The following is a 24,733-nucleotide window of genomic DNA, read 5'->3' on the forward strand; positions in this document are numbered from 1 at the left end:
CCCGGCTACCAGGGTTTGATCGGCACCTCGGCTCCGGCCTCGGCCTGCAGCGAGAGTACGTGGTCCAAGGTTGGACGCCCCTCGCGCAACGGTCCCTGGTCGTCTAGCGGCACCGTGACGGTTTCGTCCACCGGCAGATCCAGCTGCTCGCCGCGCACCCAGACCGGACGCGAATGCGGCCCGCGCAGCGTGAAGTCGATGGACCGCTGGCGCAGCGTGATGTAGATGCGAGTGCCGTGCCAAGCCAGGCTGAAGCTCATGGAATTCCACTCCTGCGGCAGCCGGGGATCGAAGCAGAGCCTGTCGTCGTCGTCCCGCAGTCCGGCGAAGCCGTACACCAGTGCGGCCCAAACCCCGCCGGTGGAGGCGACATGGACCCCGTCGGCCGTATTGCCGTGCAGGTTCTCCAAGTCCACGTTCAGCGCATGCTCGAAGTATTCCCACGCCAAATCGCGGTATCCCACCTCGGCGGCGAGGATCGACTGCACCGTGGCAGAGAGGGTCGAGTCGCCCGTGGTGAGCGGGTCGTAGTAGTTGAAATCGGCGAGCTTCTGCTCCGCGGTGAAATCGCTGGAGCGCAGCCACAGGGCGAGCACTGTATCGGCCTGCTTGATGACCTGGAAGCGGTAGATCACCAAGGGATGGTAGTGCAGCAGCAGCGGACGCTTGTCGGCGCCGGTGTTCTCCAGATCCCATACCTCGCGGTTCAAGAAATGCTCGTCCTGCGGGTGGATCCCCACCCTTTCCGAATACGGAATATGTATGCATGAAGCTGCATGTTCCCAAGTGGAGAGCTCCTCTGGGTGCAGATTCAGACGCTTGGACAAATCTTTGAAAGCCTTGGGATGGCGCTGCGCGAACTCTCCGAGCAACTGGGCGCTGCGACGCAGGTTGAAGCGCGCCATGACATTGGTATAGAGGTTGTCGTTGACCACGGCGGTATATTCATCCGGGCCGGTCACCCCATGGATGTGGAAGCGTTCGTTCTCCCCGCTGCCACGCCAGAAGCCCAACGAAGACCACATGCGTGCGGTGCCCACCAGGATCTCCGCGCCACCGCCGATCAGGAATTCGTCGTCCTCCATCGCCGTCAGGTACCGGTTCATCGAATACACCACGTCCGCATTGATGTGGTATTGCGCGGTGCCGGCCGGGTAGTAGGCGCTGGCTTCCTCGCCGTTGATGGTGCGCCACGGGAAAAGCAACCCGTCCTCGTTCATGATCCGCGCACGGCGTTTGGCCGCCGGGATCATCGCCACACGCGCGCGCAGCGTGTTCCGGGCCCATTGCTGGTTGGTGTACGTCAGGAACGGCAGGACGTAGATCTCGGTGTCCCAGAAGTAGTGCCCCGAGTAGCCGTTGCCGCTGACCCCCTTGGCGCTGATTCCCATGCCGTCCGCGCGGGCCGAAGCCTGGGCCAGCTGGAACAGGTTCCAGCGGATTTTGCGCTGCAGGGACTTGTCCTTGCTGTCCACCACGACATCGCTGCGCTCCCAGTAGGCTGCCATGAAATCGCGCTGGGCCCGGAAGTGCGCATCAATGCCGCGCGGCACCAGGTGGTTCAGCGCGCGGTTGGCGCGCTGCAGCATCTCTTCGGCGGGGTGGCGCCGCGAGCAGTGGAAGACCGCGAACTTCGCCACGCGCACCCCCTGTCCGGCATCCAGCCGGGCGGTGGCCACCTCTTCGGCGCGTTCCTCGTTCACCGTGCGGGTGAGGTCCACCAGTGGTGCCCCGCCCCCGGTGGTGGTGACCTGGTGCTCGACCATGGCGGCTACCGACATGCCGGATCCGGCCACGTCATAGGAAATGCCCATGCGGGCCCCGTCGCGGCGGTGCCCTGCCGAGCTCAGCGGGTTCACGCTGGCCTCGTCCGCGCGGCGCGGGTCGAAGGCCGGCCCCGAGGCGTCCAGCTCGCCTGGCGAGGCCACCGCACGCTGGGAGCGGTAGCCGATCAAGGAAGACTGCACGATCACGTTGGCCGGGGCGTCCAGCAAGCGCACATGCAGGTCCTGCAGGGCCAGGTGCCGGTCGGAGAAGGAGATCATGGTGCGCGCGGTGACCGCGACGCGGTGCCCCTCGGCGGTGCGCCAGAGGCTGGTGGCCACCAGCGTGCCGTCCCGGAAGTCCAGCCGCAGGTCGTCGCGCAGCATTTCGGTGCGCCCGATTTCCAGCGCCTCGTCGTTGATGAATACGCGCAGGGTGCGGAAGTCCGGGGCGCTGATCATGGTCTGTCCGGTCTCGGCCAGACCGAAGGCGCCCTCCGCGTGGCGGATCTGCCAGGTCTCGTGCAGCCCGTTGATGAAGGTCCCGCCGACCTGCTCGCCCAGCCCGATCTGCGCGGAGCGGCAGCCCAGGAAGCCGTTGCCCAGCGAGAAGACGGTGTCCTGGGCCCCGTTCTCGTCGCGCCCGGCGTCGCGGGTGATGGACCACGGGTCGTATTCCCAGGCGTCGGCCGCCTGCTCGGAGACCAGCTCGGACAAGTCGCCGACCACGAAGTGCGCGCCGGAGGCCATCAGGTCGGCCTCGTTGTCCTCGCGGGCCACGCCGACCACCATGAAGCCGCCGCGCCGGGCCGCACTGACCCCGCTGGAGGCGTCCTCGATGACCACGCATTCCTCCGGGCGCCAGCCCAAGTCGCGGGCGGTGGCCAGGAAGGTGTCGGGCTCGGGTTTCCCGGCCAGCTGGCGGGAGGCGGCCTCGGTGCCTCCCATGACCGTGGGGATCAGTTCGCCCAGGCCGGATCCTGCCAGCACTGCCTTGGCGTTGCGCGAGGAGGAAACCACCGCGACGTCCAGGCCCGCGGCCAGCACCTGCCGCAGGTAGGCCAGCGACCCGGCATAGGGTTCGATGCCGTCGCGCTCCAGCACGGCGGTGAACACGCTGTTCTTCATGTTGCCCAGGGCGCAGACACTGCCGTAGCCCGGCGCGTCGTCCGGGGTTCCCCAGGGCAGCTCGATGCCGCGCGAACCGAGCAGCGCCGCGACCCCGTCGTAGCGGGGGCGCCCGTCCAGCAGGCGGAAGTAGTCGGACTCGGTATAGGGGTCCAGCTCGGGGTGCTCGGCCGCGAGGTAGCCGGAGAAGAGCTCGTGCCAGGCCGAGCGGTGCAGCAGCGCGGTCGGCGTCAGGACGCCGTCCAGGTCGAACAGGACGGCCTTGTAGTCACGGTGCCGGTAGCTGGGGCGAAAATCGTTCACGATCGAAATCCTTCGACAGAGGGGGCGAATTGCTGGCCGTGATTCCTACGGTAGCAACTCATTGCGCACTTGACCCGGCATACTACGATTAAGAACGTGGCTCAGTGGATAGATGTGTGGAATAGCGAAGACTGGCGTGAAGCTGCCGCCGAATGGATCGACCAGGCGTGCAGCGCCTACAACATTTCGCGGGTTGGCGGCCCGGACTTCTGGCCTGCCAGCCTGCACCAGATCTCGGCGCTGGTGCAGACCGACGCGGCCGACCTGATCTTCAGCGCCAACGCGCCGGGGCTGGCCGCCGAGGCGGCGGCGACCGTGAAGGCCGGTGAACTGCTGCCGGACCGCGTGGTCATGCCGCTGGCGATCGACCGCATGGCCGGGTACATGCTCAGCCCCGACTTCGGGCACACCCTGATCGAGCTGGGCAATTCGGTGGAGAACTGGGAGCTGGCGTTGGCCTCGCTCGGCTCCTTCCAGGTGGCGCTCATGGGCCACGAGGAGGATTTCTTCAACGCCGGGGTGACCGTGGTGGATCCGCAGTTCCTGCCCGAGCAGTTCGAGCAGGCGCTGATGCTGCACGTCTCGCTGGACCCCGCCCACCCGCTGTACCTGGATCCCGCCCGCGCCGATGCGCTGGTCGCCAACGTCGACGCGCTCTCCCGCGCGGCCCAGGCCCTGCATGCCGGTCCGGTGCCGTTGAGCCTGGAGCACGGCGGCTTCGATTTGGCGCAGGTCGTGGTCCCGGCCGAGCCGGGCGAGCACGGACGCATCCTGAACCTGGGCGCGGCCCATTGGGCGCACCCGTTCTCCTCGCTGGCAGCCCCGCTGGCGGCAATGAGCGAGGCGTGGAACTGCAGCCTGGAGGACGAGCGGGTCATGCGCGCGCTGGCGGCCTACCTGAACGAGTTCTCCGCCTACGGCAGCGCGGACGACCTCTACGACCTGGTGGCCCCGGCCTGCCTGGTAGCTCCGCTGTCGCAGCATGAAACCTGGCTGCGCCTGCTGCTGGACGCCGGGGACGAGCAGCTCAAGGAGAATGCCGCGCTGGTGCTGGATACGCTCGCGCTGGCCTAGGCCTGCGCGCCGAGCACCTTCACCAGCAGCGCCGCGTCGTCGCTCATGATGGCGTCGACGCCGCGGGCGGCCAGCAGCCGCATGGTCGGCTCGTCGTTGACGACCCACACGTGCACCTGCGCCCCGGCGCGCTGCACCGCGCGCACGAAGCGGGATGTGGCCATCGGGATGGCGCCCTGTTTCAGCGGGACCTGCACGGCCCAGAAATCCCTGACCAGCCGGCGCGGAACACGCCCGAACAGGTGCGCGCACAGCCAGATCAGCACCATCTGGCGCCGCCCCGGCGAGCGCCTCACCGGCTTGGAGAGCAACGCGGCGACCGCGGCGCTGCGCCGGGTGTCGAAGGACGCCAGCGCAATGGAGCCGTGCGCCCGGCGCCGCTCGATGAGCTGTGCCAGCGGGCCGATGACGTGATCGTCCTTGACGTCCAGGTTCAGCAGGGCGTGCGGGAAGGCGTCCAGCAGCGTCTCGAGGGTGCACAGCGGCTGGCCCCCGGCGCGCACCTGAGCCAGCTGCGCATCCGAGTGGTCGTTGAAGCGCCCGGCGGCGTCGGTGACCCGGTCCAGGGTCTGATCGTGGAACAGGTAGACGGTGCCGTCCGCGGAAGCATGCACGTCGGATTCCAGGTGGTCGATTCCCAGCTCCACCGCCCGCTGGAAGGCAATCAGGGTGTTCTCCTCCAGCCCGGTGCGCACCCCGCGGTGGGTGAAGGCGCGGGTCATGGCAGCAGGCCCTCGATGACCTGGGCGACGCCGTCCTCTTCCAGCGGCGGGGCCACGTGGCGGGCCGAGGCCAGGGTGAGCGGGTGCCCGGAGGCCATGGCGTAGCCGTGGCCGGCGAACTGCAGCATCTCGATGTCGTTGGGCATGTCCCCGAAGGCCATCACCTCGTGGGCGCCGATGCCCAGCCGGCGGCAGTATTCGTCCAGCGTGGTGGCCTTGTGGATGTCCACGTGCGCCATCTCCAGCAGCGAGACGTCGAAGGCGGAGTGGGTCACCGAGAGCAGGCTGCCCAGCTGCGGGGCGACCGCGGCGTAGAAGTCGTCCATCGCCATGCGCGGGGAGCGGGCCAGGAACTTCACGATGCCCTCGGCCTCGATCTCGTCGCTGGACAGGTCCAGCGGAGCCTGCACGCCGAAGTTGTGGTGGCGGTCGGCGAAGCCCTCGCCCAGGTGCAGCCCCTTGGTGGTTTCCGCCGCGAACGCCGCGTGGGGCTCGTGGTCGAGGATGATGCGCGCGGCCTGCCTGGCGGTTTCCACCGGCAGCGTGCGCGACCAGATGACCTGGTCGTGCTCCAGGTCGTAGAGCAGCGCCCCGTTGGAGCAGATGACGGTTCCCATCTCCCCGAAGGACTCGATCACCGGGGTCAGCCAGCGGAACGGGCGCCCGGTGACGAACACGATCTGGATGCCAGCGTCCCTGGCGGCGAGGAACGCCTGCCGGGTGCGGCCGCTGATCGTTCCGTCGTGGTTGACGATGGTTCCGTCCAGGTCCGAGGCAATCAGCTTGATCATCTACAGCTCCTCGCGGCGCGGCGGGTTGGCGCCTGCGCGCTGCACCGTCACCGAAGCGGCGCGCGAGGCGAAGTCCAGCGCCTGGGCCAGCTGGCCGACCTGCAGGTCCGCCAGCTTGGCGCGGTTTGCCGCGCCGAGCGTGCCGTGCTCGGCCAGCCAGCACAGCAGCGCCGCGGTGAACGTGTCGCCGGCGCCCACGGTGTCCGCGACCTCCACGGCCGAGGATTCATGGGCGGTGTCGCCGGCGCGCACCACGCCCCAGGAGCCGCGCGAGCCGGAGGTCGCCACGATCAGCGCCGGTCCCAGCGCCAGCCAGGCGCGGGCCGAATCCTGCACCGAGCGCATCGGGTAGAGCCATTTCAGGTCGATGCCGGAGACGCGGACCACGTCGGCCTGGCCGACGAACTGCTCCACCTGGGCGACGGTCTGCGCGTGGCTGGAGACCAGCGAGGGGCGCAGGTTCGGGTCGTAGCTGATGGTCGCATGGGCGCGGGCCGCGGCGAGCAGCGGCAGCAGCTCCTCGGGGCTGAACAGCGTGGCGATGGAGCCGGTGTGCACCAGCTCGGTGTCCTGCGGCAGCTCGGGGCCGATTTTCGGCATCTGCCAGTAGGCGTTGAAGGTGAAGCTGGCCCCGCCGGCCGGGTCCAGGATGCCGTGGGCCAGCACTGTCGGTTCGCTGTCCTTGCCGCCGATGTAGCGCACGTCGTTGCCGGCCAGGTAGGACTCGATCTTGCGGCCGTTCTCGTCGTCCCCCCAGCGGGAGATCAGGGTGCCCGGGTAGCCCAGCCGGGCCAGCGAAACCGCCACGTTCAGCGGAGATCCGCCCACGAATTCCTGGGCCGGGGCGATGCCTGAGGCCAAGACATCGACGAGCGCTTCGCCGATGACGGTCGGGTTCATGTTGCTCCTTTAATAGTGCGCGGGGGACAACGCCCGCACGCAGGCGTCCCACTGGCTGCTGCTCGGGTCGATCCAGGTGTAGTGGTCGCCCTCGAAGATTGTGAAGGCGTGTTCCTGCCCCAGGGCCGCGGCCCGCTGGGCGGCGCGCCGCGCGATCTTCACCGGCACGTCCGCGTCATCCCGTCCATGAAAGATTATGACACGGGCGCGCACCGGCCATAATTCCACCGGGTCGTAGGCGGCGCGCGGCAGCGGGCCGAGCAGCTCGTCCACTGCCCCGTCGCTGAGCGCCAGGGCTTGGGCCAGGCCCAGGTCCAGCAGCCCGGCCTGGCTGATCACCTGAGTGATGCGTTCGTCATGGGCGGCGAGCACGCAGCCCAGCTGGCTGCCGGCCGAATGCCCGATGACCGTGATGGGGCCTTCCTCCTTGATCAGCCCCACGGCCAGCTTGGCGTCGGCCAGCATCTGCGCGGCGCTGCCCGGGCCGCGGCGGTATTCCAGGTTGTAGGCCGGGATGCCGCGCGCGGCCAGGTCCGCGGCCAGCGGCGCACCCAGGCTGGCGGTGTATTTTTCGCGCCAGTACCCGCCGTGGATGATCATCACGGCCCCGCGGGCGGTGACTGCCTCCGGTTCGTAGTACTGGAGCCACTGGTCGGGGTGGGCGCCGTAGTGCATGCCTATTTGCCCGGGAAGTTCGCCGCGCGCTTTTCCACGAAGGCGGCCCGGCCTTCCACCGAGTCCTCGGTGTGGAAGGCGCTCATGAAGGCGTCGGCTTCCCTGGCCAGGGCGTCGTGGGTGTCCAGCCCGTCCATCTGCACCATGGCGCGCTTGGCGATGGTGACGGCGGTCGGCGACACGGCGGCGATCTCCGCGATGGTCGCGATGGCCGCGGGGAGCAGCTCGTCCGGCGCGGTCACGCGGTTGGCCAGGCCGATGCGCAGCGCCTCGTCGGCCTTGATGCGCCGTCCGGTGAAGATCAGTTCGCGGGCCATGGCGCGTCCCACGCGCTGCGGCAGGCGCACCGAGCCGCCGAAGCCCGGGACCAGGCCCAGGTTGACCTCCGGCTGGCCGAAGCTGGCGCGCTCGGAAGCGTAGATGAAGTCGCAGGCCAGCGCGAGTTCGCAGCCACCGCCCAGGGCGAAGCCGTTGACCGCGGCGATGACCGGGACCTGCAGGGATTCGAAGCGTTCGGTGACCACGTGCATCTGGCGGGCATAGGCCAGGAAGGTCGCTTCGTCCATGGAGTTCATCTGCACGATGTTCGCCCCGGCGACGAAGGATTTCTCCCCCGCGCCGGTGATGACCAGGCCGCGGTATTCGTAGCCGGTGGTTTCAAACCAGTCGAGGAACGCCTCGAGGTCGTTGACCACCTCGCGGGCCAGCGCGTTCAGGCTCTTGGGCTGGTCGATGGTGAGGATCAGGGCATGGTCCTGGACGGACAGGGTGAGGGTATCGAATTGCTTCATACCCAAACTCTCTCATGAGTTGCGGATCACGTCCTAGGAGATTGCGCGGGTGTCTAGCGGCGTTTGCGCGGCTTGGAGCCTGAGGCCCGCGCTTTGCTCTTGGCCTGCTGTTTTGCCTTCTTGGCCGCTTCCTGCGCCTTGGCCTTGGCCTTGGCCTTCGCCTGGTCGTTGACCTTCTTCGCCTGCTGCTGGTCCTGGCGCACCGAGGCCTGGCGCGAGGAGTTGGCGCTGCGCCCGCGCACGATGCCGATGAATTCATCCACCAGGGCGGTATCTTCCATGGCGGCGGGCCAGGCGATGCCTATCTGGGTCGGGTTGCCGTCCTCGATGAGGCGGTAGATGACGTCCTTGCGGTGGAAGAGCCGGGCGATGCTCTGCGGCACGCAGGCCACCTGAGCTCCGGAGGCGACGACCTCCATCGCAACGGGAATGCCGGTGACTTCCTCGGGGTAGTCGGCCAGGTCCAGCTGCGCGAAGCTCCGAACGACCGAGGCCGGGATGGATTCCTCGTAGTACTCCACGTCGTGGTCCTTGGCCGCGCAGACCACTTCCAGTTCCTCGTACAGCGGGATGACGTGGCGGGTTGCGTCCTTGGGCGAGTCACCGCGGTAGCGCACGAACACCGCGTCGGCCGTGCCGTCGGCCAGCAGCTGGAGGATATCGCCCTCGTCGTGGCGCGCGGCCACCAGCTGGACATCCGGGTAGCGTTCGGCGAAGCGGTCCATCCATTTGCCCGGGGTGACGCCTGCGACGTAGGAAACTCGAAGTTTTTGCACGGTTAAAGCCTACTTGTCTTTGATCTTCGTCGTTTGGGTTAACCGCCAGCGGGTGAAGTCTGCTGCTTACTTGTCGGTCTTGACGACCAGCACGTCGCATGGAGCCGAGTGGGCTACCGAAGAGGCGACGGAGCCGAGCACGCGGCCCAGGCCCTTCATGCCCACGTTGCCGACGACGATCAGCGATGCGTTGCGGCCCTCGGCCTCGGAGATCAGGACGTCGCCCGGCTTGCCGTGGCCTGCTGCCGCGGTGATGTTCACGCCCGGAACTGCGCTCTTGACGTCGTTGGCGACGCGCTGGGCCAGCTTGCGGGCCTGCTCGGCGTCGTCCAGGATCCAGGTGTCGGAACCGATGGAGACGACTTCGGTGTTGTCCGATGCGTGCGCGGTGACGACAACCAGTTCGGCGTCCAGCTTGACTGCGAGGCTGGCGGCGCGGCGTGCGGCGCGCTGGGCGGTTTCGGAACCGTCGACGCCGACAATGATGGTCTCAGACATATTTTCTCCTCTATGTAATGATGCTGCTTGCTGTGATGGATACCACTTTATGGGTTTTAAACGACTTTTTCCTGCAGGAATTCCACGGCGCGCTTCCAGGCGGTGTCGGCCAGCGCAGGATCGTAGTTCCCAGCCGGATTCTCGTCGTTGTGGAAGGCGTGCTTTCCGTCGTAGTAGAAATAGGTGACTTCGGTACCGGATTCGCGGCGGATCTGCTGTTCCTGCTCGCGCGCCTGGTCGACCGGGTAGATGTCGTCGAAGTTCGCGTAGTGGCCTTGGACCGCGGCGCTCACGCCGCTGAAGTCGTTGGGCACGCCCTGGCCGACGCCGTAGAATGGCACGGCCGCCGCGATCTTCTCGCCCTGCTGCGCCGCCAGCTGCAGGACGAACCCGCCGCCCATGCAGAAGCCGATGGCCCCGAGCTTCTCGCTGGTGACATTGTCGCTCGCCAGCAGGTAGTCAACTGCACCGGCCAGCAGTTCGGCGCCCTTTTCCTCGGGAAGCTCGGACATCATGCGCCCTGCCTCTTCGCCGTCATGGGTGATGCTGCCGCCGAAGAGGTCCGGGGCCAGCGCCACGAAGCCCTGGGCGGCCAGGCGGTCTGCGACGTCGCGGATGTGGTCGGTCAATCCCCACCACTCCTGGATCACGATAACCCCGGGCCCCTTGCCTGATTCAGGCAGCGCGAGGTATCCGTGCGCTTCGGTCCCGGAGGATTCAAATGCCACGTTCTGGTGCGGGGTTTGTACTGCCATCTCACAACCTTCGTTTCAATGAATACCGCGTTGATTTCAGTCTATAAAACGGATGGCAGAAATTGCATTGACCCTAGTCACATATCAGTGAATCAGCGGTGTGGTGACGGCTACTTCTACGTGGCGGCGCGGAGCTCAGCGGGACGCGGGCTGCGGGAGCTCGACATCACCGATGCGCTCGAGCGCGTCGATGACCAGATTCCAGAATCCTGCGTGGTCCAGGTCTACCGCCACCGAGGTATGGCAATCCTCTGCCGCAGGGGCCCGGAAATCCGCAACGGTCATGCCCAGAGTGAGTTCGCCGCGCAGCTCCACGCTGACCGGGGCCTTGACCGTGCGCACGACGTCGGGGTCGATCACATAGGCCACGGCGCACGGGTCATGCACCGGGGGCGCGTCGAATCCCTGGTTGTCGCGATAGGCCTGGGCGAAGAAATCCATCAGTTCGCGCACGAAGCGGGCCGGGCCGGTGCCGATCTGCTCGATGCGTTCGACGACCTCGGCGGTGGCCAGCGCCTGGTGGGTCAGGTCCAGTCCAACCATGACCACCGGCCACGGTTCGTTGAAGACGATGTGCGCGGCTTCCGGGTCGATCTTGATGTTGAATTCCGCCACGGCGCTCCAGTTGCCGACGTGGTAGCCGCCGCCCATGAGCACCACTTCGCGCACCCGCTGGACGATCCGCGGTTCCTTGCGCACTGCCAGGGCGATGTTGGTCAGGGCTCCGGTGGGCACCAGGGTGACCTCGCCCGGTTCGTGGGCCATGATCGTGTCGATGATCAGGTCCACGGCATGGCGCGGATCGAGCTCGATGTTCGGCACAGGCTGGGCGGGGCCGTCCATGCCCGAATCCCCGTGCACGTCGCCTGCGGTTTCGATGTCGCGCACCAGCGGGCGGGCGCAACCCGAGGCGAACGGGACGCCGGTGATCCCGGCGATGGTCCCGACGGCGAGCGCATTGGCGGTCACCTTGTCCAGGGTCTGGTTGCCCGCCACGGTGGTGACCGCCAGCAGATCGATCTTCGGGCTGCCGTGGGCCAGGAGCATCGCGACAGCATCGTCATGGCCTGGATCGCAGTCGAGGATGATCTTGCGAGCGGCAGGTGCCTCATGAGTCATGGTGTGCTGTCCTTCGGGCGCCGGGCGGCGGCCGCCGGCATGGATTACGGTTCTTCCTTGATTCTCCCGGCAACCACCACGATCGTCAAACGCTTAACTATTGCCTTTCAAACGCGGGAATGCGCACTAGTATGGATCCATGAACATTGGGGAAAAATCTGCGGGCAAGCAGCCTCCGCGCCGCGTGACCGCCGCGATGGTCGCCGAGCACGCCGGGGTCTCAACCGCCACCGTGTCGTTGGTGGCCAACGGCAAGTCCGCCGGCCGCGTCTCGAAGCACAACGAGGAACGCGTCCGGGAGGCGATCCGCGAACTCGGCTACTTCGTGGACGGCATCGGCAGCTCGCTGGCCAAGGGAGTCAGCTCGCTGGTCATCCTGGTGGCGCCCGATATTTCGAACCCGTTTTTCGCCAAGGTGATCGCCGGCGTTCGCTCGGTCCTGGGCAACGACTACCAGCTGCTGCTCTCAGTGACCGATGCGGGCATCTCCCCCAGCGCCACCGAGACCCGCCGCCTGCTGGGGCTGCGCCCGGCCGGGCTGCTGGTCCATGCGCCGACCAAGGTGTTCCTGGAAGACCTGGCCGGTCCGCTTCCGCTGGTGGCCTTGGATGCGCCGGGCATCGACCCTTCGATTCCCGCGGTGAACATGGATGTGGCCCAGGGCGCCGAGGCAGTTGTGGCCCATTTCGCCAGCTTGGGGCACACCAAGGCCGCCTATCTGGACGGCAGCACCGGCACCGACACCCTGATGGTTCGCCGCGAAGCCTTCCTCGACGCCGCCACGCACTACGGCATCGAGGTCCTGCCAGGCAATGTGGCAAGCTCGATGATCGACGTCGGCGCGGCATCCGATGAGTTCAGCCGCAATTGGCCGATGTGGGAATCCTGCGGGGTGACCGCCTTGGCCTGCGCCACGGACACCCAGGCCTTTGGCGTGCTGCACGCGGCGCGCCACCTGGGCATCCGAATCCCCCACCGCCTGGCAGTCACCGGATTCGACGACTTGCCGTACTCGGCCACCTCGAGCCCTTCGATCACCAGCGTCCAGCTCCACGCCACCGAGGTCGGCCGGCAGGCCGCACTCAAGCTGCGCGAACTGATCGACGGCCAGGCGCCGCAGTCGCTGCAGTCGATGCTGCCAAGCTCCCTTGTGGTCCGCGGCTCCACTACCGCCGACGGCGGGCTGTAGGAGTGCGCAATTCACGGTTCTTCACCGTCGCCACCGCGGTCGTGGCCCTGCTGGTGGTGCTGGGCATGGTGGTCATGAGCAGCGGCGTGCTGGGCCTGATCTTCGATCCCGAGCCGGAGATCGACAGCTACTATCTGCTGAAGGCCGCACTGCCCGGCTGGTCCTAGACGATCAGCTTTCCGCCCTTGGCGACCTCCGGGTCGGTGCAGGAGGACAGGTCGAAGCAGCAGGGGCGGCGCTTGCCGTCCAGCAGCTTGGAGATGCTGACCTCCACGCGACGCTGCCTGGTCTGCGGATTCTTGGTCGCGCCGACCCAGCGCACCCACTCCCAGCGCGCCATCGGGGTCAGCCCTGCCCAGGTCCCGTCCAACTCCGGGGTGTCCTTCAGCGCCGCGGAAAGATCCCCCGGCACCTCGGTTTCCGGCCAGCTGCCGCAGAGCTGGGCGGTGAAGGCCAGCTTCGAGCCTGGTTCAGCGTCGATATCCACCGGCCCGCTGCCGTCGATGGACAGCCAGTGCCCTCTGCGCCCGTCCGGGTCGAGCACGACTGTGACCGTGTCGCAGGCACCCGACAGTTCCACCGCAACCTGGCCGCGACTGGGCAGCCGATCGCTGGATTCCTGGTCGAATGCGACGATTCGCCGGTCGGCGATTAGCCGCACGATTCCGGTCAGTTCAAATGCTTCGCCCTTGGCGGCCATCAGCCCATCCCTTCGGTGAATTCCCGAGACTGATTTTATGCCACCGGACCACCGTCGGGAACGCCCCGGTATTGGAACACTCCGCGTTACCAGGATTCTTTTCCCGTGGGGATCACGCGCGCGGCCCCAGGGGCTCGACCGGATCAACCAACGCTTCGTGGCTTGCCTGGGCTGCCGTGCGCGGCGTAATGGGCCTACTGCTTCCCGCGGCCTTCGCGGCCAGACCCGGGCCACCATCGAAAGGACCGTAGCGCTCGACCGGGATCCGGTCACCACAATGGCCAATTTCTTCAACTACTGCACGATCCTGTCCAATATCTTCTGCGCCGTGGTGCTGCTGCTTGCCGCATGGCCGTTGACCAGTCAGGGCTCGAGGCCGCGTGGCACCGCACGGCCGGCCTGCTTGCCTGCGCAACGACCTATATGCACGTCACCGGCGTGGCCTACAACCTGCTGCTCAGGGGCATCATGCTGGATCAGGGCATCACCGTGCCCCTGGTCAAACGAGGTCATGCACCTTTTAGTTCCGGTCGTCACGCTTCTCGATGCGCTTTTCGACCCCAGGCCCCGCGCGCTGCCCTGGAAATCCGTGGCCTTGGCGCTCACCTTCCCCCCTGGCCTGGCTCGGATACACCTGGATCGGCTCTCCGTTCGTGACGACCCCGGCGACAACTCCGCGGTGATATCCGTACTCTTTCCTAGACCCTCATCCGCAGGGCGGCTTCGGCCCGGTCGCGGGATACGTCACCGGCATCGCCGTGGCCATCGCGGTCCGCGCCTGCGCCGTCAATGCGCGGGGCCGCTGGCGGCACGCCCGGAAGGCGGCTTCTTGATAGCCGACACGCGGCGCCCGTCGGAGTAGTCCGCGCCGGGTGAGATCTGCACGACGCAAGAAGGTGTTTTTGCAGACGGCCTTGGGCCGCGAAACAGGTGTTCCAAGGCAAAGAAATAACCTCCGGTTCGAGATTCAGATCTCAAACCGGAGGTTATCCATTTTGTGCGCGAGGGGGGACTTGAACCCCCACGACCTTGCGATCACTGGCACCTGAAGCCAGCGCGTCTACCAATTCCGCCACTCGCGCATATTTACTTTTTCGCTGCCCACTCTCGCGGCAACAAGAATTAGCTTACACACACTTTTACCGATCACCTAATCGAAACGGTACTTTGTGGTCAGCAACACATTTGCAACTTTTTTAAGGCCCTCTCCGTTGGCCTATTGCACCACGTGTTCGCCAGCAAATTTCCGGCAATTGCACAGCTGAAAACAGTAAGATCGACAATGAAGTTCCGTGTTCTGGTCGTAATGGCCACCTCAATCGGGGCTCGATAGATATCCAAAAAGGTAGGAAGGAGCGCGAGTAATGGGCTTTCTCGACAAGGTCGAACGAGGCTTGGAGAAGGTCGTCACCAGCTTCTTCCGGGGCACCAGCACCAGCGAGATCAAACCCGTAGAGCTGACCACCGCCCTGCGCAATGAGATGGATCGCGGCATTCTGCCAATTAGCGAGGGCCGCAGCCTGGCGCCGAATGACTTTGTCGTTTCCCTGAGCGAGAAGGACTTCGAGACCGCCAAGGGATGGGGCTCATCCGTCGTCAACGAGCTGGCCAAGGTTACCGCGGAACACGCAAGCACCCAGGGCTACTCGGTGCAGAGCGACATCATGATCCATTTCGTCTCCGACCCGAACTTCAAGGTCGGCGAGATGGAGATCAACGGTTCCATCAAGGATGCCAGCTCCAAACCGGCCGCCTCTGCCCCGGTTCGCGAACCGGCGCCCAAGCCATCGGGCGCCGCCGCAATCCCCCGCGAGCCAGCTTCCCCGAAGACGACTGCCCAGCCGCGCCCAACCAGCCGCCCGAAGCCCGAGCCCGCGGCACCTTCCATCCCCAAGCAGGCGATCTTGGAAGTCGACGGCGAACGTTTCGCATTGCACCATCACTCAATCGTTCTCGGCCGTTCGGCCAGCACCGACATCCCGGTGGACGACTCGGGAGTTTCGCGCCAGCACGTCCGCGTCGAGACCCGCGGGCAGAATACCTATGTCGTCTCCGACCTCGGTTCCACCAACGGAACCTACGTCGATGGAAAGAAAATTTCCTCTGAAACCCGTATATTTGACGGTTCAATCATCAATATCGGACAGACGAAGATCGTCTTCCGACTGATTACCACGAACAACGGAGACCATGCATGAATGACCTCGTTCTGAGCCTGCTCCGTTTGGGCTTCCTTGTCCTGATCTGGCTGCTCGTTCTCAGCGTGGTCGGGTCGATGCGCCGCGATCTGGCCATCGGCTCGCGGTCGCGCACCGGAAAGCCGAGCGCCCGGGCGCTGAAGAAGAACCCCGAGCTGGCCGAGCCGGAACCGACCACCCGCAAACCCGCAAGCGCATTGCAGATCCTCGAGGGCCCCCTGGCCGGACGCACCATCACCCTGCAGGGGCAGCCGATCCTCTTCGGCCGTGCCCAGGATGCGACGGTGGTCCTGGAAGACGACTACGCCTCGGGACGCCACGCCCGCCTGTTCCCACAGGGCTCGCGCTGGTTCATTGAAGATCTCGGTTCCACCAACGGAACCTTCGTAGGAGACAGCCAGCTGACCCGTGCCCAGGCAGTTGAGCCGGGGCAGCGCATCCGCATTGGGAAGACTGTCTTGGAATTGAAGGCTTAGCCTATGGCTTTGAAGCTTAAATTTGCCGCCAAGTCCGACGTCGGACGAATCCGCAAGAAGAATGACGACTCCGCCTATGTGGGTCAGCACCTCGCGGTCCTGGCCGACGGCATGGGCGGCCATGTAGGAGGCGACGTCGCCTCGGCCTCCACCGTGCTGGATCTGGTGCATCTGGACCGTCCAGTGACGGCCGATCCGCAAAATGCGCTGCCGGATGAAATCCAGGCCGCCAATCTCGTCTTGAACGAACTGGTCGGCGCCAATCCCAAGCTTTCCGGCATGGGAACCACCGTGACCTCGCTGCTCCTGTCCGGCTCGACGCTGCACATGGCCCATATCGGCGACTCACGCGCCTACCGCCTGAAAAACGACGTTTTCGAGCAGATCAGCACCGACCACACCTTCGTCCAGCGCCTCGTCGAAGAGGGGCGCATCAGCCGCGCGGAAGCGGAAATCCACCCCCACAAGAACGTGCTCCTGCGCGTGTTGGGCGATTCGGATGCTTCCCCCGAGCTCGACGTCCAGCAGCTCGAGGCAAGCGTCGGCGAACGCTGGATGCTCTGCTCGGATGGCTTGACCGACGCAGTGCCATTGCCGGTCATCGAGGAAATCATCCGTTCGACCCCGGACATGGATCAGGCGGTCAACGACCTGGTCGCGATCACGCTGAAGAACGGCGCACCTGACAACGTCACCGTGGTGATGTTCGAAATCGTGGAAGACCAGGCCCCGGACGGCGATGAACCGGAAGCGCTGGAGCCAGCTCCGGATACCGGCCAGCTGGCAATCGCCGCGGAAGGCGATGTCGAGGCCAGCGCCTCGCTGCTGCGCCACGAGATCTCCCAGCGCCCGCACCTGCTGGTGGGGGCCGCCCAGCTGGCCACGCAGACCGGCCAGATCCCTGTCGTCACCCAGCACACCGGGGAACGCCGCGCAGCCGCCCTGCTCACGCACCGCTCCCCCGCGGCCAGCGGCGTGCTGGATCCCATCGAGGAATCGCTGCCGCATCGACGCTGGCTGATGCCGATCCTGTTGACCTTGACGGCCGTGCTGGTGGTGATCCTGGGGGCCTGGGGCTACATGTGGACACAGACCCAGTACTTCGTCGGCCCGGTGGACGGGAAGGTCGCCATCTACAAGGGCGTGCCGCAGGAGCTCGGCCCGATTTCCCTCTCGGAAATCGACACCGTCAGCTCGGTTCCGCTCGAGGCGCTGCCGGAGTACTCGCGCCAGCGTGTTGAGTCCACCATTCCGGCAGACAGCCGGGAGCACGCCCAGTCAATCATCCAGGAGCTTCTGGTCACCGCGAAGCAGAACTGCCCGGTCCAGGTTCCGGGCAATGCGGACAACCAATCCACGCAAACGCCGTTGCCAAGCTACTGTCAGGAGATCATGCAATGACCGAAGTGCAAACCGCACCGGTGCCTCGGCGCAATCTCGAGCTCCTGCTGCTGTTGCTGGCCCTGTGCGTGGGCGGTGCCGCCTTCTTCCTGGTCGGCAGCGCCACCGAGGACAACGACAGCAAGAACTTTTTGATCCAGATGGGGATCATGGGCGCCCTGGCCCTGATCATCCACGTTCTTCTGCGGATTTTCGCCAAGTATGCCGATCCGGTAATACTTCCGATCACCGTGGCGTTGAACTCCCTGGGCCTGGCGATGATCCACCGCATCGACCTGGCCAAGGGCACGTCCCAGTCCAGCCGACAGCTGATGTGGACGGCCATCGCCATCCTGGTCGCGGCCCTAGTGCTGTGGGCGGTGAAGGACCACCGCATCCTGCGGCGCTTCACCTATATCGCGCTGCTGGCATCCATCGTCCTGCTGCTGCTGCCGCTGATTCCGTTCCTGGGCGCCACGATCAACGGCGCGCGCATCTGGATCCATGTCGGCCCGTTCTCGCTGCAGCCCGGCGAGTTGGCCAAGATCACCCTGTCGATCTTCTTCGCCGGATATCTTTCGTCGAACCGCGACCTGATCCTGATGGCGGGCCGCAAGGTCGGGCCGCTGCAGCTCCCGCGCATGCGCGACATGGCTCCGATGGTCATCGCCTGGCTGCTGTCCATCGGCGTGCTGGTGGTGCAGCGCGACCTCGGCTCGGCCATCCTGTTCTTCGGCCTGTTCATCCTGATGATCTACGTGGCCACGGCCCGCATCTCCTGGGTCATCATCGGCCTGCTGATGGTGGTGGTCGGCGGCGTATTCGCCGCGCTGACCATGGGCCACGTCGAACGCCGCGTGAACGTCTGGCTCAATGCCTTCGACCCGGAGATCTACCAGGCCCGGGGCGGCAGCGCGCAGATTGTCGAGGGCCTGTTCGGCATGGCCGACGGCGGCCTGTTCGGCACCGGGCTCGGCGGGGGTTCCCCGTACCGCGTCCCGCTGGCCAACTCGGACATGATCATCGCCTCCTTCGGCGAAGAGATCGGCCTGATCGGCGTCACCGCGATCGTCTTGCTGTTCATGCTGCTGGTTTCGCGCGGCCTGCGCGCCGCGCTGGGGGCCCGCGACACCTTCGGCAAGCTGCTGGCCAGCGGCCTGGCCTTCACCCTGGGCCTGCAGTGCGTGGTCATCATCGGTGGCGTCACCCGGCTCATCCCGCTGACCGGCCTGGCCACCCCGTTCATGGCCGCCGGCGGCTCTTCGCTGCTGGCCAACTGGATCATCATCGCCCTGCTCCTGCTCATCTCGCACAATGCCCGCCGCCCCATGAGCGGCATCGTAGGACCTACCGATGAAATCGCAACTCCCTCCACCAGCAGGCTCAAGGACCGGAAGGCGGTGACCAATCAGTGAATCAGGCAATCAAGCGCGTATGGGTCGCCCTGACCGCAATGTTCCTCATCTGCCTCGGCGCGCTGAGCTACATCCAGTTCTTCAACGCCGAAACCCTCAACGACAACGCCCTGAACAAGCGGCAGCTGTTCCGCGAGTTCGATCTTCCGCGCGGCGCCATCTTGGTGGACGGCAAGCCGATCGCCGAGTCGGTGGAAACCGACGACGGCCAGTTCAACTACCAGCGCAAGTACACCGATCCCGAGCTGTATGCGCACCTGACCGGCTACTACTCGCTGGCCAACGGCACCACCCAGCTGGAGTCCGAGCTGAACGACTGGCTGACCGGCTCGAGCTCCGACCTGCTCTTCGACCGCCTGGCCGGAATGTTCACCGGCCAGAAGGCCGAGGGCGCTTCGGTGGAGCTGACCATCGACGGCAAGCTGCAGCAGGCAGCCTATGACGCGATCCCTGACGGCCTGCGCGCCAGCGTGGTGGTCACCGACCCGAAGACCGGCGAAATCCTGAGCATGGTCTCCAAGCCGACCTTCGACACCAACGACCTGGCGGTCCACTCGACCTCCGAAGCGGCCAAGAACATGAAGAAGATCAGCGAGATCGACGGGTTGAGCCCCTACGTCAACCCGGCGATTGGCGACCTGGTCTCCCCCGGCTCCTCATTCAAGATCCTGAGCACGGTTGCCGCGCTCGAGTCCGAGCACTACGACATGAACACCGTGATCAAGAACCCCGCGTCGGTGAACTACCCGGGATCCAGCAATACGATGAACAACTTCTACGAGGGCATCTGCGGACGCCGTTCCGAGGCCACCTTGGAGTTCATCTTCGCGCAGAGCTGCAACACCCCGTACATGGAGATCAGCCAGAAGCTCGGCCTGGAGAAGTTCGCGGACGTGACCGAACGCTTCGGCTTCGGCCAGCAGCTGGACATCCCGCAGTCGGTCACCCCGAGCCAGTTCCCGACCAAGGACATCACTGCGGCGCAGCTGGCCCAGATGGCCATCGGCCAATACAACAACAAGGTCACCCCGCTGCAGATGAACATGGCCGCCATGGCCATCGCGAACGACGGGGTGATCATGAAGCCGAACATGGTCAAGAAGGTCACCGCTCCGGATCTGCGGGTCATCGAGGAACCGAAGCCGGAGAAGTTCTCCACGGCGACGACCCCGGAGGTCGCGGCGGACCTGAAGTCCCTGATGAAGGGCCCCGTGCAGTCGGGCACCGCCATGAACGCTGCGGTTCCGGGTGTCGACCTCCGTGCCAAGACCGGCACGGCCCAGGTGAAGACCCTGGAGGACGGCACGCCGATCGTGAACTCCTGGATCACCGGCTTCGCGCCGGCGGATGATCCGCAGGTCGCCATCACGGTGACAATCCAGCAAGTAGACTACAACACTGGCCACAACACGGCCGGGGCAATCATGAAGAAGATGGTAGAGGCGGTGTTCAACAAGTGAGGCCAATAACCGGCACCACCTTGGGCGGGCGTTACAAGTTGACCGATCGCATTGCAATCGGCGGCATGGGCGAAGTATGGAAAGCGCGGGACCAGGTTCTTGGACGCCTCGTGGCGATCAAGATCCTCAAAGAGGAATACACGAACAACGAGTCGTTCCTGACCCGCTTCCGCGTCGAGGCCCGGCACACCGCGCTGCTGAACCACTCCGGCATCGCCGGCGTCTTCGACTACGGCGAGGAGGAAGGCTCGGCCTACCTGGTCATGGAGCTCGTTCCAGGCCCGCCGCTGTCCACCATCATCGAGCGCGAGCGCAAGCTCGACGTGGACCGGACGCTGTCGCTGATTGCCCAGACCGCGCGGGCTCTGGCCGCCGCCCACGAGCACGGGCTGGTGCACCGCGACGTGAAGCCGGGCAACATCCTGGTCATGCCCTCGGGCACCGTGAAGATCACCGACTTCGGCATCGCCCGCCTTGCCGACCAGGTCCCGCTGACCGCCACCGGACAGGTCATGGGCACCGCCCAGTACCTGGCCCCGGAGCAGGCCACCGGGCAGAACGCCACCGGCAGCTCGGACATCTACGCGCTGGGCGTCATCGGCTACGAATGCCTCGCCGGGCGCCGCCCGTTCACCGGCGAATCGCAGATCGCCATCGCCCTGGCCCAGGTCAACGACGCGCCGCCGCCGCTGCCGGAGACCATCCCGGCCCCGGTGCGCCAGCTGATCATGTCGATGCTGGCCAAGAACCCCGCCGACCGCCCGGAAAACGCCACGGCGCTGGCCAAGGCTGCCGACGCCCTGCGCGCGGGAGACACCAACACCGCGACGCTGGCAGTGCCCGGCATGCTGGCTGCCGGCGTCGCCGATGACGCGACCCAGGCGCTGAACCTCGAGGACGACGCGACCCAGGCCTTCTCCGCCGCGGATTCCGCGCCGGCGATGACCAACGCCATGCCCACCGTGGTGGCCCCGGCCAACCCGGCGCAGGACGAATTCACCGTCTCCAGCGCCGGCGACGGCGAGGGGTTCGACGACGAGGACGCCGACGTCCAGGAGTACCACGAGGACCCGGAGCGCAAGCGCAGCCCGTGGGTGATCCCGCTGGTCGCGATCATCGTGCTCGCCGCGCTCATCGGCCTGGCCGCCTGGCTGATCCCCGCGTTCACCGGCAACAACGATGGCAAGAGCCCGACGACGGAAACCACGCAGAGCACCGAAGCCACCGAAACCACTGCGGAAACCACCGAATCCAGCGTGGAAACCACTGCTCCCACGCAGAGTTCCCCCACCGCTTCGCCGAGCGAGACCCAGAAGGAATTCGTCCAGGTCAGCTCCTCGCTCGTGGGCAAGGACATCGACACTGTCATCGCCGAGCTGAAGTCGCTGGGCTTGGAGGTCAACGACGTCGCCCAGGAGACCTCGGACGCCGATCCGGGCACCGTGCTCTCCGTGAGCCCTTCGGGCAGCGTCGAGGCCGGTTCGACCATCAAGGTCGTCTACGCCATGGCCGCGCAAACCGTGCAGGTTCCATCGGTGTCCGGCATGAGCTTCAGCGCCGCGCAGCAGCTGCTGCAGTCCGCAGGCTTGGCCGCGGTCAAGGGTTCGGAAACCTTCGACGAGTCCGTGGCCGGCACCGTGATCTCCCAGAGCGTCCCCGCCAAGAGCGAAGTCGCCCCCGGGACCAGCGTGAGCCTGACGGTTTCCAAGGGCCCGGAGCCGGTGTCGTCCCCGACCGCCACCCCGACCGCGACTCCAACGCAGACCTCCGATTCGACGGACGCTGCGCAGGATGAGGCGCCAGGCGGCGAGTAATGAGCGAATTTGAACCGCTGCCTGCGGGACTTCCGCGCCTGATCAACGAGCGCTATGAAATCGAGTCGCTGATCGGCCGCGGCGGCATGGCCGACGTCTACCTCGCGACCGACCACGTGCTGGCCCGCCAGGTCGCGGTCAAGGTGCTGCGCCAGGACACTGCCGGCAATCCGATGGTCGTGAACCGCTTCCGCCGCGAAGCCAAGGCCGTGGCCGGGCTCAGCCACCCGAACATCGTCGCGGTCTACGACACCGGACTGCTGCCGGCGACCGACCAGTCTGCGGAGGCGCTGCCCTTCATGGTCATGGAGTACGTCACCGGCCGCACCCTGAAGCAGGTCATCGCCGACGGAGACGTCGACGACCACCATGCGGTCGAGCTGATCCGCGGCGTCTGCTCCGCCCTGGACCACTCGCATTCCAAGAACGTGGTGCACCGCGACATCAAGCCGGCCAACGTCATGGTCACCGAGTCGGGCCATGTGAAGCTGATGGACTTCGGCATCGCGCAGGCGCTGGACAACTCCGCCACGATGACGCAGACCGCCGCGGTGGTCGGCACCGCGCAGTACTTCTCCCCCGAGCAGGCGCGCGGCGAACAGGTCGACTACCGGACGGACATCTACTCGGCCGGCTGCCTGTTCTACGAGCTACTCACCCACAAGCCGCCCTTCACCGGGGATTCGCCGGTGTCGGTGGCATATCAGCACGTCGGCGAAGCACCGGTCCCGCCCAGCGAGGCCAACCCGGACATCAACCCGATCTACGATCCGATCGTGCTCAAGGTGCTGTCCAAGGACCGTGACGAGCGCTTCCAGTCCGCCGGCGCCTTTGCCGACGCCTTGGAGGACGCCTCCCGCGGCGTGGAATTCCACGAATCCACGGTGCCTACCTACACCATGCCGATCTACGGCACACACGACTCCACCGAGACGCTCTACGCGGCCGAACCGGCCCCGCTGACCAACGAGCACCCGGTATTCGCCACCCGGTCCGAAGCACGTGCCAACGACCAGCCCGGGCACAAGACCAACCGCGGGTTGATCGTGCTGCTGACCATCATCGCGCTACTCGCCGTGGGCATCGCCAGCTTCCTGGTGATCCGTTCAATCCAGGCGGACCAGGAGCGCAAGGCCCCGGTCGCCGTGCCGAGCGTGCTGAACATGTCCGAACAGGACGCCACCAGCCTGCTGCGCAACGCGACGTTCAATGTGAGCGTGAAACACGAATTCAGCGACGAGGTCGACGAGGGCAACGCGACCCGCACCGACCCTGTCACCGGCCAGGAGATCGCCAAGGAATCCACCGTGGATCTGTACATCTCCGACGGCTCGGAGCAGCGCACGATCCCGAAAAACCTTGAAAACCAGTCCGAAACCGCGGCGCGCGATGCGCTGCGCCAGGCCGGGCTCGAGGTCGGCGAGGTCAGCCGCGAGAACTCGGCGACAATTCCGACCGACTGGGTCATCGGCACCAGCCCGGAGCTGGGAGCAAAGGTCAAGGCCGGTTCCAAGGTCGACCTGATCCTGTCCACCGGCCAGGTCACAGTGCCCGCCGCGACCAACATGTCCCAGGACGAAGCGACCAAGGCCCTGACCGCCGAGGACTTCCAGCTCAAGGTCCAGTTCATCGATGTGGAGACCGACGACCACGAGCCAGGCACGCTCTTCGCGCAGGATCCGGCCGCTGGCACCGACGTTGAGCAAGGCAGCCTGGTCAAGATCTCGGTGGCCAAGGAGAAGCCCGAGCAGACTCCGACCCCGACGCCGACCCCTTCGCCGAGCGCTACGGTCAGCGAAGACCCCCAAGACCAGCCTTCCGCATCTGACGATGATAATGGCAAGGGAAACGGTGGAAATAACGGAAACAACAGCAACTCGTCGAATAATGGACGAGATCGAACCCGGCCTACCACCGGTCCGCAGACCGAATAACCGCCATTAAACGCATCGCGCCGGACCAAGGTCCGGCGCGATGCGTTTGACCGCTGTTTATTCGCCGCTGAATAGCGGGCTGAGTGTTGACGCCTTCTCGGCCGCCCCGGCCAGACCGACGAATTCCAGCCAATTGCCGAGCATCTGGTAGCCCTGCTCGGTCAGCACCGACTCCGGGTGGTACTGCAGGCCCCACAGCGGCGCAGCACGGTGCGCCAGCCCCATGATGACGCCTCCCTCGGTCTGGGCAATGATTTCAAGTTCGTCGGGGATGCTCTCGCGCACTGCAGCCAGCGAGTGGTAGCGGGTGGCGGTGAACGGATTCGCCACCTTGGCAAACACCGGATGCTCGTCGTGGGAGACCAGCGAGGTCTTGCCATGCATTAGTTCCTCGGCGTGGGTCACGACCCCGCCATAGGCCTCGGCTAGCGCCTGGTGGCCCAGGCAGACCCCGAGCATCGGCTTGGACTGCTCGCCGCACCACTTGATCAGCTCGATGCTCACGCCGGCGCCTGCCGGGTCGCCCGGGCCGGGGGAAACCAGCACCCCGTCATGCTGGGCGGCCAATTCGGCCGCCTGTGCGAAGGAGAGGTCGTCGTTGCGGTAGACGGTTGTCTGCGCGCCCAGCTCCTGCAAGTACCCCACCAAGGTGTAGACGAAACTGTCATAATTGTCGATCACGAGGATCTTGATGCTGCTCACTGGGTGCTTTGGCCAATCGTCGAGTCGGTGAACGGGCTGATGTACTCATTCAGCCACGGGAAGACATACATCATCAGTAATAGCACGACGGCGGCAATGAGGATCAATGATTCGATAATACGAAGCCACATAGGACCGGGCAGGTTGCGGAAAATCCAGGCGTACATTGT

General features: G+C 65.9%; 23 protein-coding genes and 1 tRNA gene. 10 read left to right on the forward strand and 14 right to left on the reverse strand.

What is annotated here, in order from left to right:
* Positions 1-5: 5 nt before the first annotated feature.
* The gene (locus tag C1H84_RS09280; protein WP_052772563.1) at positions 6-3,194 is read right to left on the reverse strand and encodes an HAD-IA family hydrolase; all 3,189 of its coding nucleotides are present in this window, start codon (positions 3,192-3,194) and stop codon (positions 6-8) included.
* Positions 3,195-3,308: 114 nt separating this feature from the next.
* Here C1H84_RS09280 and C1H84_RS09285 point away from each other — a divergent pair, with 114 nt between their 5' ends.
* Positions 3,309-4,268, forward strand: a complete 960-nt coding sequence (locus tag C1H84_RS09285) for a hypothetical protein (RefSeq protein WP_113607261.1) — start codon at positions 3,309-3,311, stop codon at positions 4,266-4,268.
* On the opposite strand, the gene C1H84_RS09290 is transcribed toward C1H84_RS09285, so the two are convergent.
* The 9 genes from C1H84_RS09290 to uriH all read right to left on the reverse strand — a co-directional run bounded on the left by C1H84_RS09290 (position 4,265) and on the right by uriH (position 11,295).
* Entirely contained in the window at positions 4,265-4,990 is a 726-nt protein-coding gene (locus C1H84_RS09290) for a glycerophosphodiester phosphodiesterase family protein (protein ID WP_113607262.1), read from the reverse strand. The two genes, C1H84_RS09285 and C1H84_RS09290, sit on opposite strands and share 4 nt — an antisense overlap.
* Entirely contained in the window at positions 4,987-5,781 is a 795-nt protein-coding gene (locus tag C1H84_RS09295; RefSeq protein ID WP_053797116.1) for a Cof-type HAD-IIB family hydrolase, read from the reverse strand. Before C1H84_RS09295 ends, C1H84_RS09290 begins: the two co-directional genes overlap by 4 nt.
* The gene (locus C1H84_RS09300) at positions 5,782-6,681 is read right to left on the reverse strand and encodes a carbohydrate kinase family protein (protein ID WP_113607263.1); all 900 of its coding nucleotides are present in this window, start codon (positions 6,679-6,681) and stop codon (positions 5,782-5,784) included.
* 9 nt (positions 6,682-6,690) lie between these two features.
* Positions 6,691-7,356, reverse strand: a complete 666-nt coding sequence (locus C1H84_RS09305; protein WP_113607264.1) for an alpha/beta hydrolase — start codon at positions 7,354-7,356, stop codon at positions 6,691-6,693.
* A gap of 2 nt (positions 7,357-7,358) precedes the next feature.
* The gene (locus C1H84_RS09310) at positions 7,359-8,147 is read right to left on the reverse strand and encodes an enoyl-CoA hydratase/isomerase family protein (RefSeq protein ID WP_113607265.1); all 789 of its coding nucleotides are present in this window, start codon (positions 8,145-8,147) and stop codon (positions 7,359-7,361) included.
* A gap of 53 nt (positions 8,148-8,200) precedes the next feature.
* Complete coding sequence (locus C1H84_RS09315; RefSeq protein ID WP_146956001.1) at positions 8,201-8,923, reverse strand: LysR family transcriptional regulator substrate-binding protein; 723 nt, start codon at positions 8,921-8,923, stop codon at positions 8,201-8,203.
* A gap of 66 nt (positions 8,924-8,989) precedes the next feature.
* Positions 8,990-9,421 (reverse strand): universal stress protein, encoded by a 432-nt coding sequence (locus tag C1H84_RS09320; RefSeq protein ID WP_053797112.1) that lies wholly within the window; start codon positions 9,419-9,421, stop codon positions 8,990-8,992.
* A 56-nt stretch (positions 9,422-9,477) separates the two neighbouring features.
* Entirely contained in the window at positions 9,478-10,176 is a 699-nt protein-coding gene (locus tag C1H84_RS09325) for a dienelactone hydrolase family protein (RefSeq protein ID WP_113607267.1), read from the reverse strand.
* 135 nt (positions 10,177-10,311) lie between these two features.
* Positions 10,312-11,295 (reverse strand): uridine-preferring nucleoside hydrolase UriH, encoded by a 984-nt coding sequence (gene uriH, locus C1H84_RS09330; RefSeq protein ID WP_047120595.1) that lies wholly within the window; start codon positions 11,293-11,295, stop codon positions 10,312-10,314.
* A 139-nt stretch (positions 11,296-11,434) separates the two neighbouring features.
* Here uriH and C1H84_RS09335 point away from each other — a divergent pair, with 139 nt between their 5' ends.
* Together C1H84_RS09335 and C1H84_RS18255 are read left to right on the forward strand one after the other, a co-directional pair.
* Positions 11,435-12,484, forward strand: a complete 1,050-nt coding sequence (locus tag C1H84_RS09335) for a LacI family DNA-binding transcriptional regulator (protein WP_113607268.1) — start codon at positions 11,435-11,437, stop codon at positions 12,482-12,484.
* A 2-nt stretch (positions 12,485-12,486) separates the two neighbouring features.
* Positions 12,487-12,651 (forward strand): hypothetical protein, encoded by a 165-nt coding sequence (locus C1H84_RS18255; RefSeq protein WP_181728094.1) that lies wholly within the window; start codon positions 12,487-12,489, stop codon positions 12,649-12,651.
* Here the strand turns inward: C1H84_RS18255 and C1H84_RS09340 are convergent.
* Together C1H84_RS09340 and C1H84_RS09345 are read right to left on the reverse strand one after the other, a co-directional pair.
* Positions 12,648-13,184, reverse strand: coding sequence for a YdeI/OmpD-associated family protein (locus tag C1H84_RS09340; RefSeq protein ID WP_113607269.1), 537 nt, complete (start codon positions 13,182-13,184; stop codon positions 12,648-12,650). The two genes, C1H84_RS18255 and C1H84_RS09340, sit on opposite strands and share 4 nt — an antisense overlap.
* A gap of 998 nt (positions 13,185-14,182) precedes the next feature.
* Positions 14,183-14,266 (reverse strand) — tRNA-Leu (locus C1H84_RS09345).
* A gap of 282 nt (positions 14,267-14,548) precedes the next feature.
* Between C1H84_RS09345 and C1H84_RS09350 the strand changes: the two genes are divergently transcribed.
* Genes C1H84_RS09350 through pknB form a run of 7 tightly spaced genes read left to right on the forward strand, consistent with a single transcriptional unit; the run spans position 14,549 to position 23,861 of the window.
* Complete coding sequence (locus tag C1H84_RS09350) at positions 14,549-15,382, forward strand: FHA domain-containing protein (RefSeq protein WP_053797109.1); 834 nt, start codon at positions 14,549-14,551, stop codon at positions 15,380-15,382.
* A complete protein-coding gene (locus C1H84_RS09355; RefSeq protein WP_047120591.1) occupies positions 15,379-15,858 on the forward strand; it encodes an FHA domain-containing protein FhaB/FipA in 480 nt (159 codons plus the stop codon). The genes C1H84_RS09350 and C1H84_RS09355 overlap by 4 nt, the downstream gene beginning before the upstream one ends.
* Before the next feature lie 3 nt (positions 15,859-15,861).
* The gene (locus tag C1H84_RS09360; protein ID WP_047120590.1) at positions 15,862-17,259 is read left to right on the forward strand and encodes a PP2C family protein-serine/threonine phosphatase; all 1,398 of its coding nucleotides are present in this window, start codon (positions 15,862-15,864) and stop codon (positions 17,257-17,259) included.
* On the forward strand, positions 17,256-18,653 hold the full coding sequence (locus tag C1H84_RS09365; protein ID WP_113607270.1) for an FtsW/RodA/SpoVE family cell cycle protein: 1,398 nt from the start codon (positions 17,256-17,258) through the stop codon (positions 18,651-18,653). The genes C1H84_RS09360 and C1H84_RS09365 overlap by 4 nt, the downstream gene beginning before the upstream one ends.
* The gene (locus tag C1H84_RS09370; RefSeq protein ID WP_047120588.1) at positions 18,650-20,113 is read left to right on the forward strand and encodes a peptidoglycan D,D-transpeptidase FtsI family protein; all 1,464 of its coding nucleotides are present in this window, start codon (positions 18,650-18,652) and stop codon (positions 20,111-20,113) included. Before C1H84_RS09365 ends, C1H84_RS09370 begins: the two co-directional genes overlap by 4 nt.
* Positions 20,110-21,927 carry a protein kinase domain-containing protein gene (locus C1H84_RS09375; protein ID WP_047120587.1) on the forward strand — a complete coding sequence of 606 codons (1,818 nt, stop codon included), beginning with the start codon at positions 20,110-20,112 and terminating at the stop codon, positions 21,925-21,927. Before C1H84_RS09370 ends, C1H84_RS09375 begins: the two co-directional genes overlap by 4 nt.
* A complete protein-coding gene (gene pknB / locus C1H84_RS09380; protein WP_047120586.1) occupies positions 21,927-23,861 on the forward strand; it encodes a Stk1 family PASTA domain-containing Ser/Thr kinase in 1,935 nt (644 codons plus the stop codon). Before C1H84_RS09375 ends, pknB begins: the two co-directional genes overlap by 1 nt.
* Before the next feature lie 57 nt (positions 23,862-23,918).
* On the opposite strand, the gene C1H84_RS09385 is transcribed toward pknB, so the two are convergent.
* Together C1H84_RS09385 and C1H84_RS18260 are read right to left on the reverse strand one after the other, a co-directional pair.
* Entirely contained in the window at positions 23,919-24,563 is a 645-nt protein-coding gene (locus C1H84_RS09385) for an anthranilate synthase component II (protein ID WP_047120585.1), read from the reverse strand.
* Positions 24,560-24,730, reverse strand: a complete 171-nt coding sequence (locus tag C1H84_RS18260) for a hypothetical protein (protein ID WP_047120584.1) — start codon at positions 24,728-24,730, stop codon at positions 24,560-24,562. The genes C1H84_RS09385 and C1H84_RS18260 overlap by 4 nt, the downstream gene beginning before the upstream one ends.
* Positions 24,731-24,733: the final 3 nt, after the last annotated feature.

Origin of the sequence: Glutamicibacter soli, assembly GCF_003309065.1 — a bacterium.
Lineage (GTDB): Bacteria > Actinomycetota > Actinomycetes > Actinomycetales > Micrococcaceae > Glutamicibacter > Glutamicibacter soli.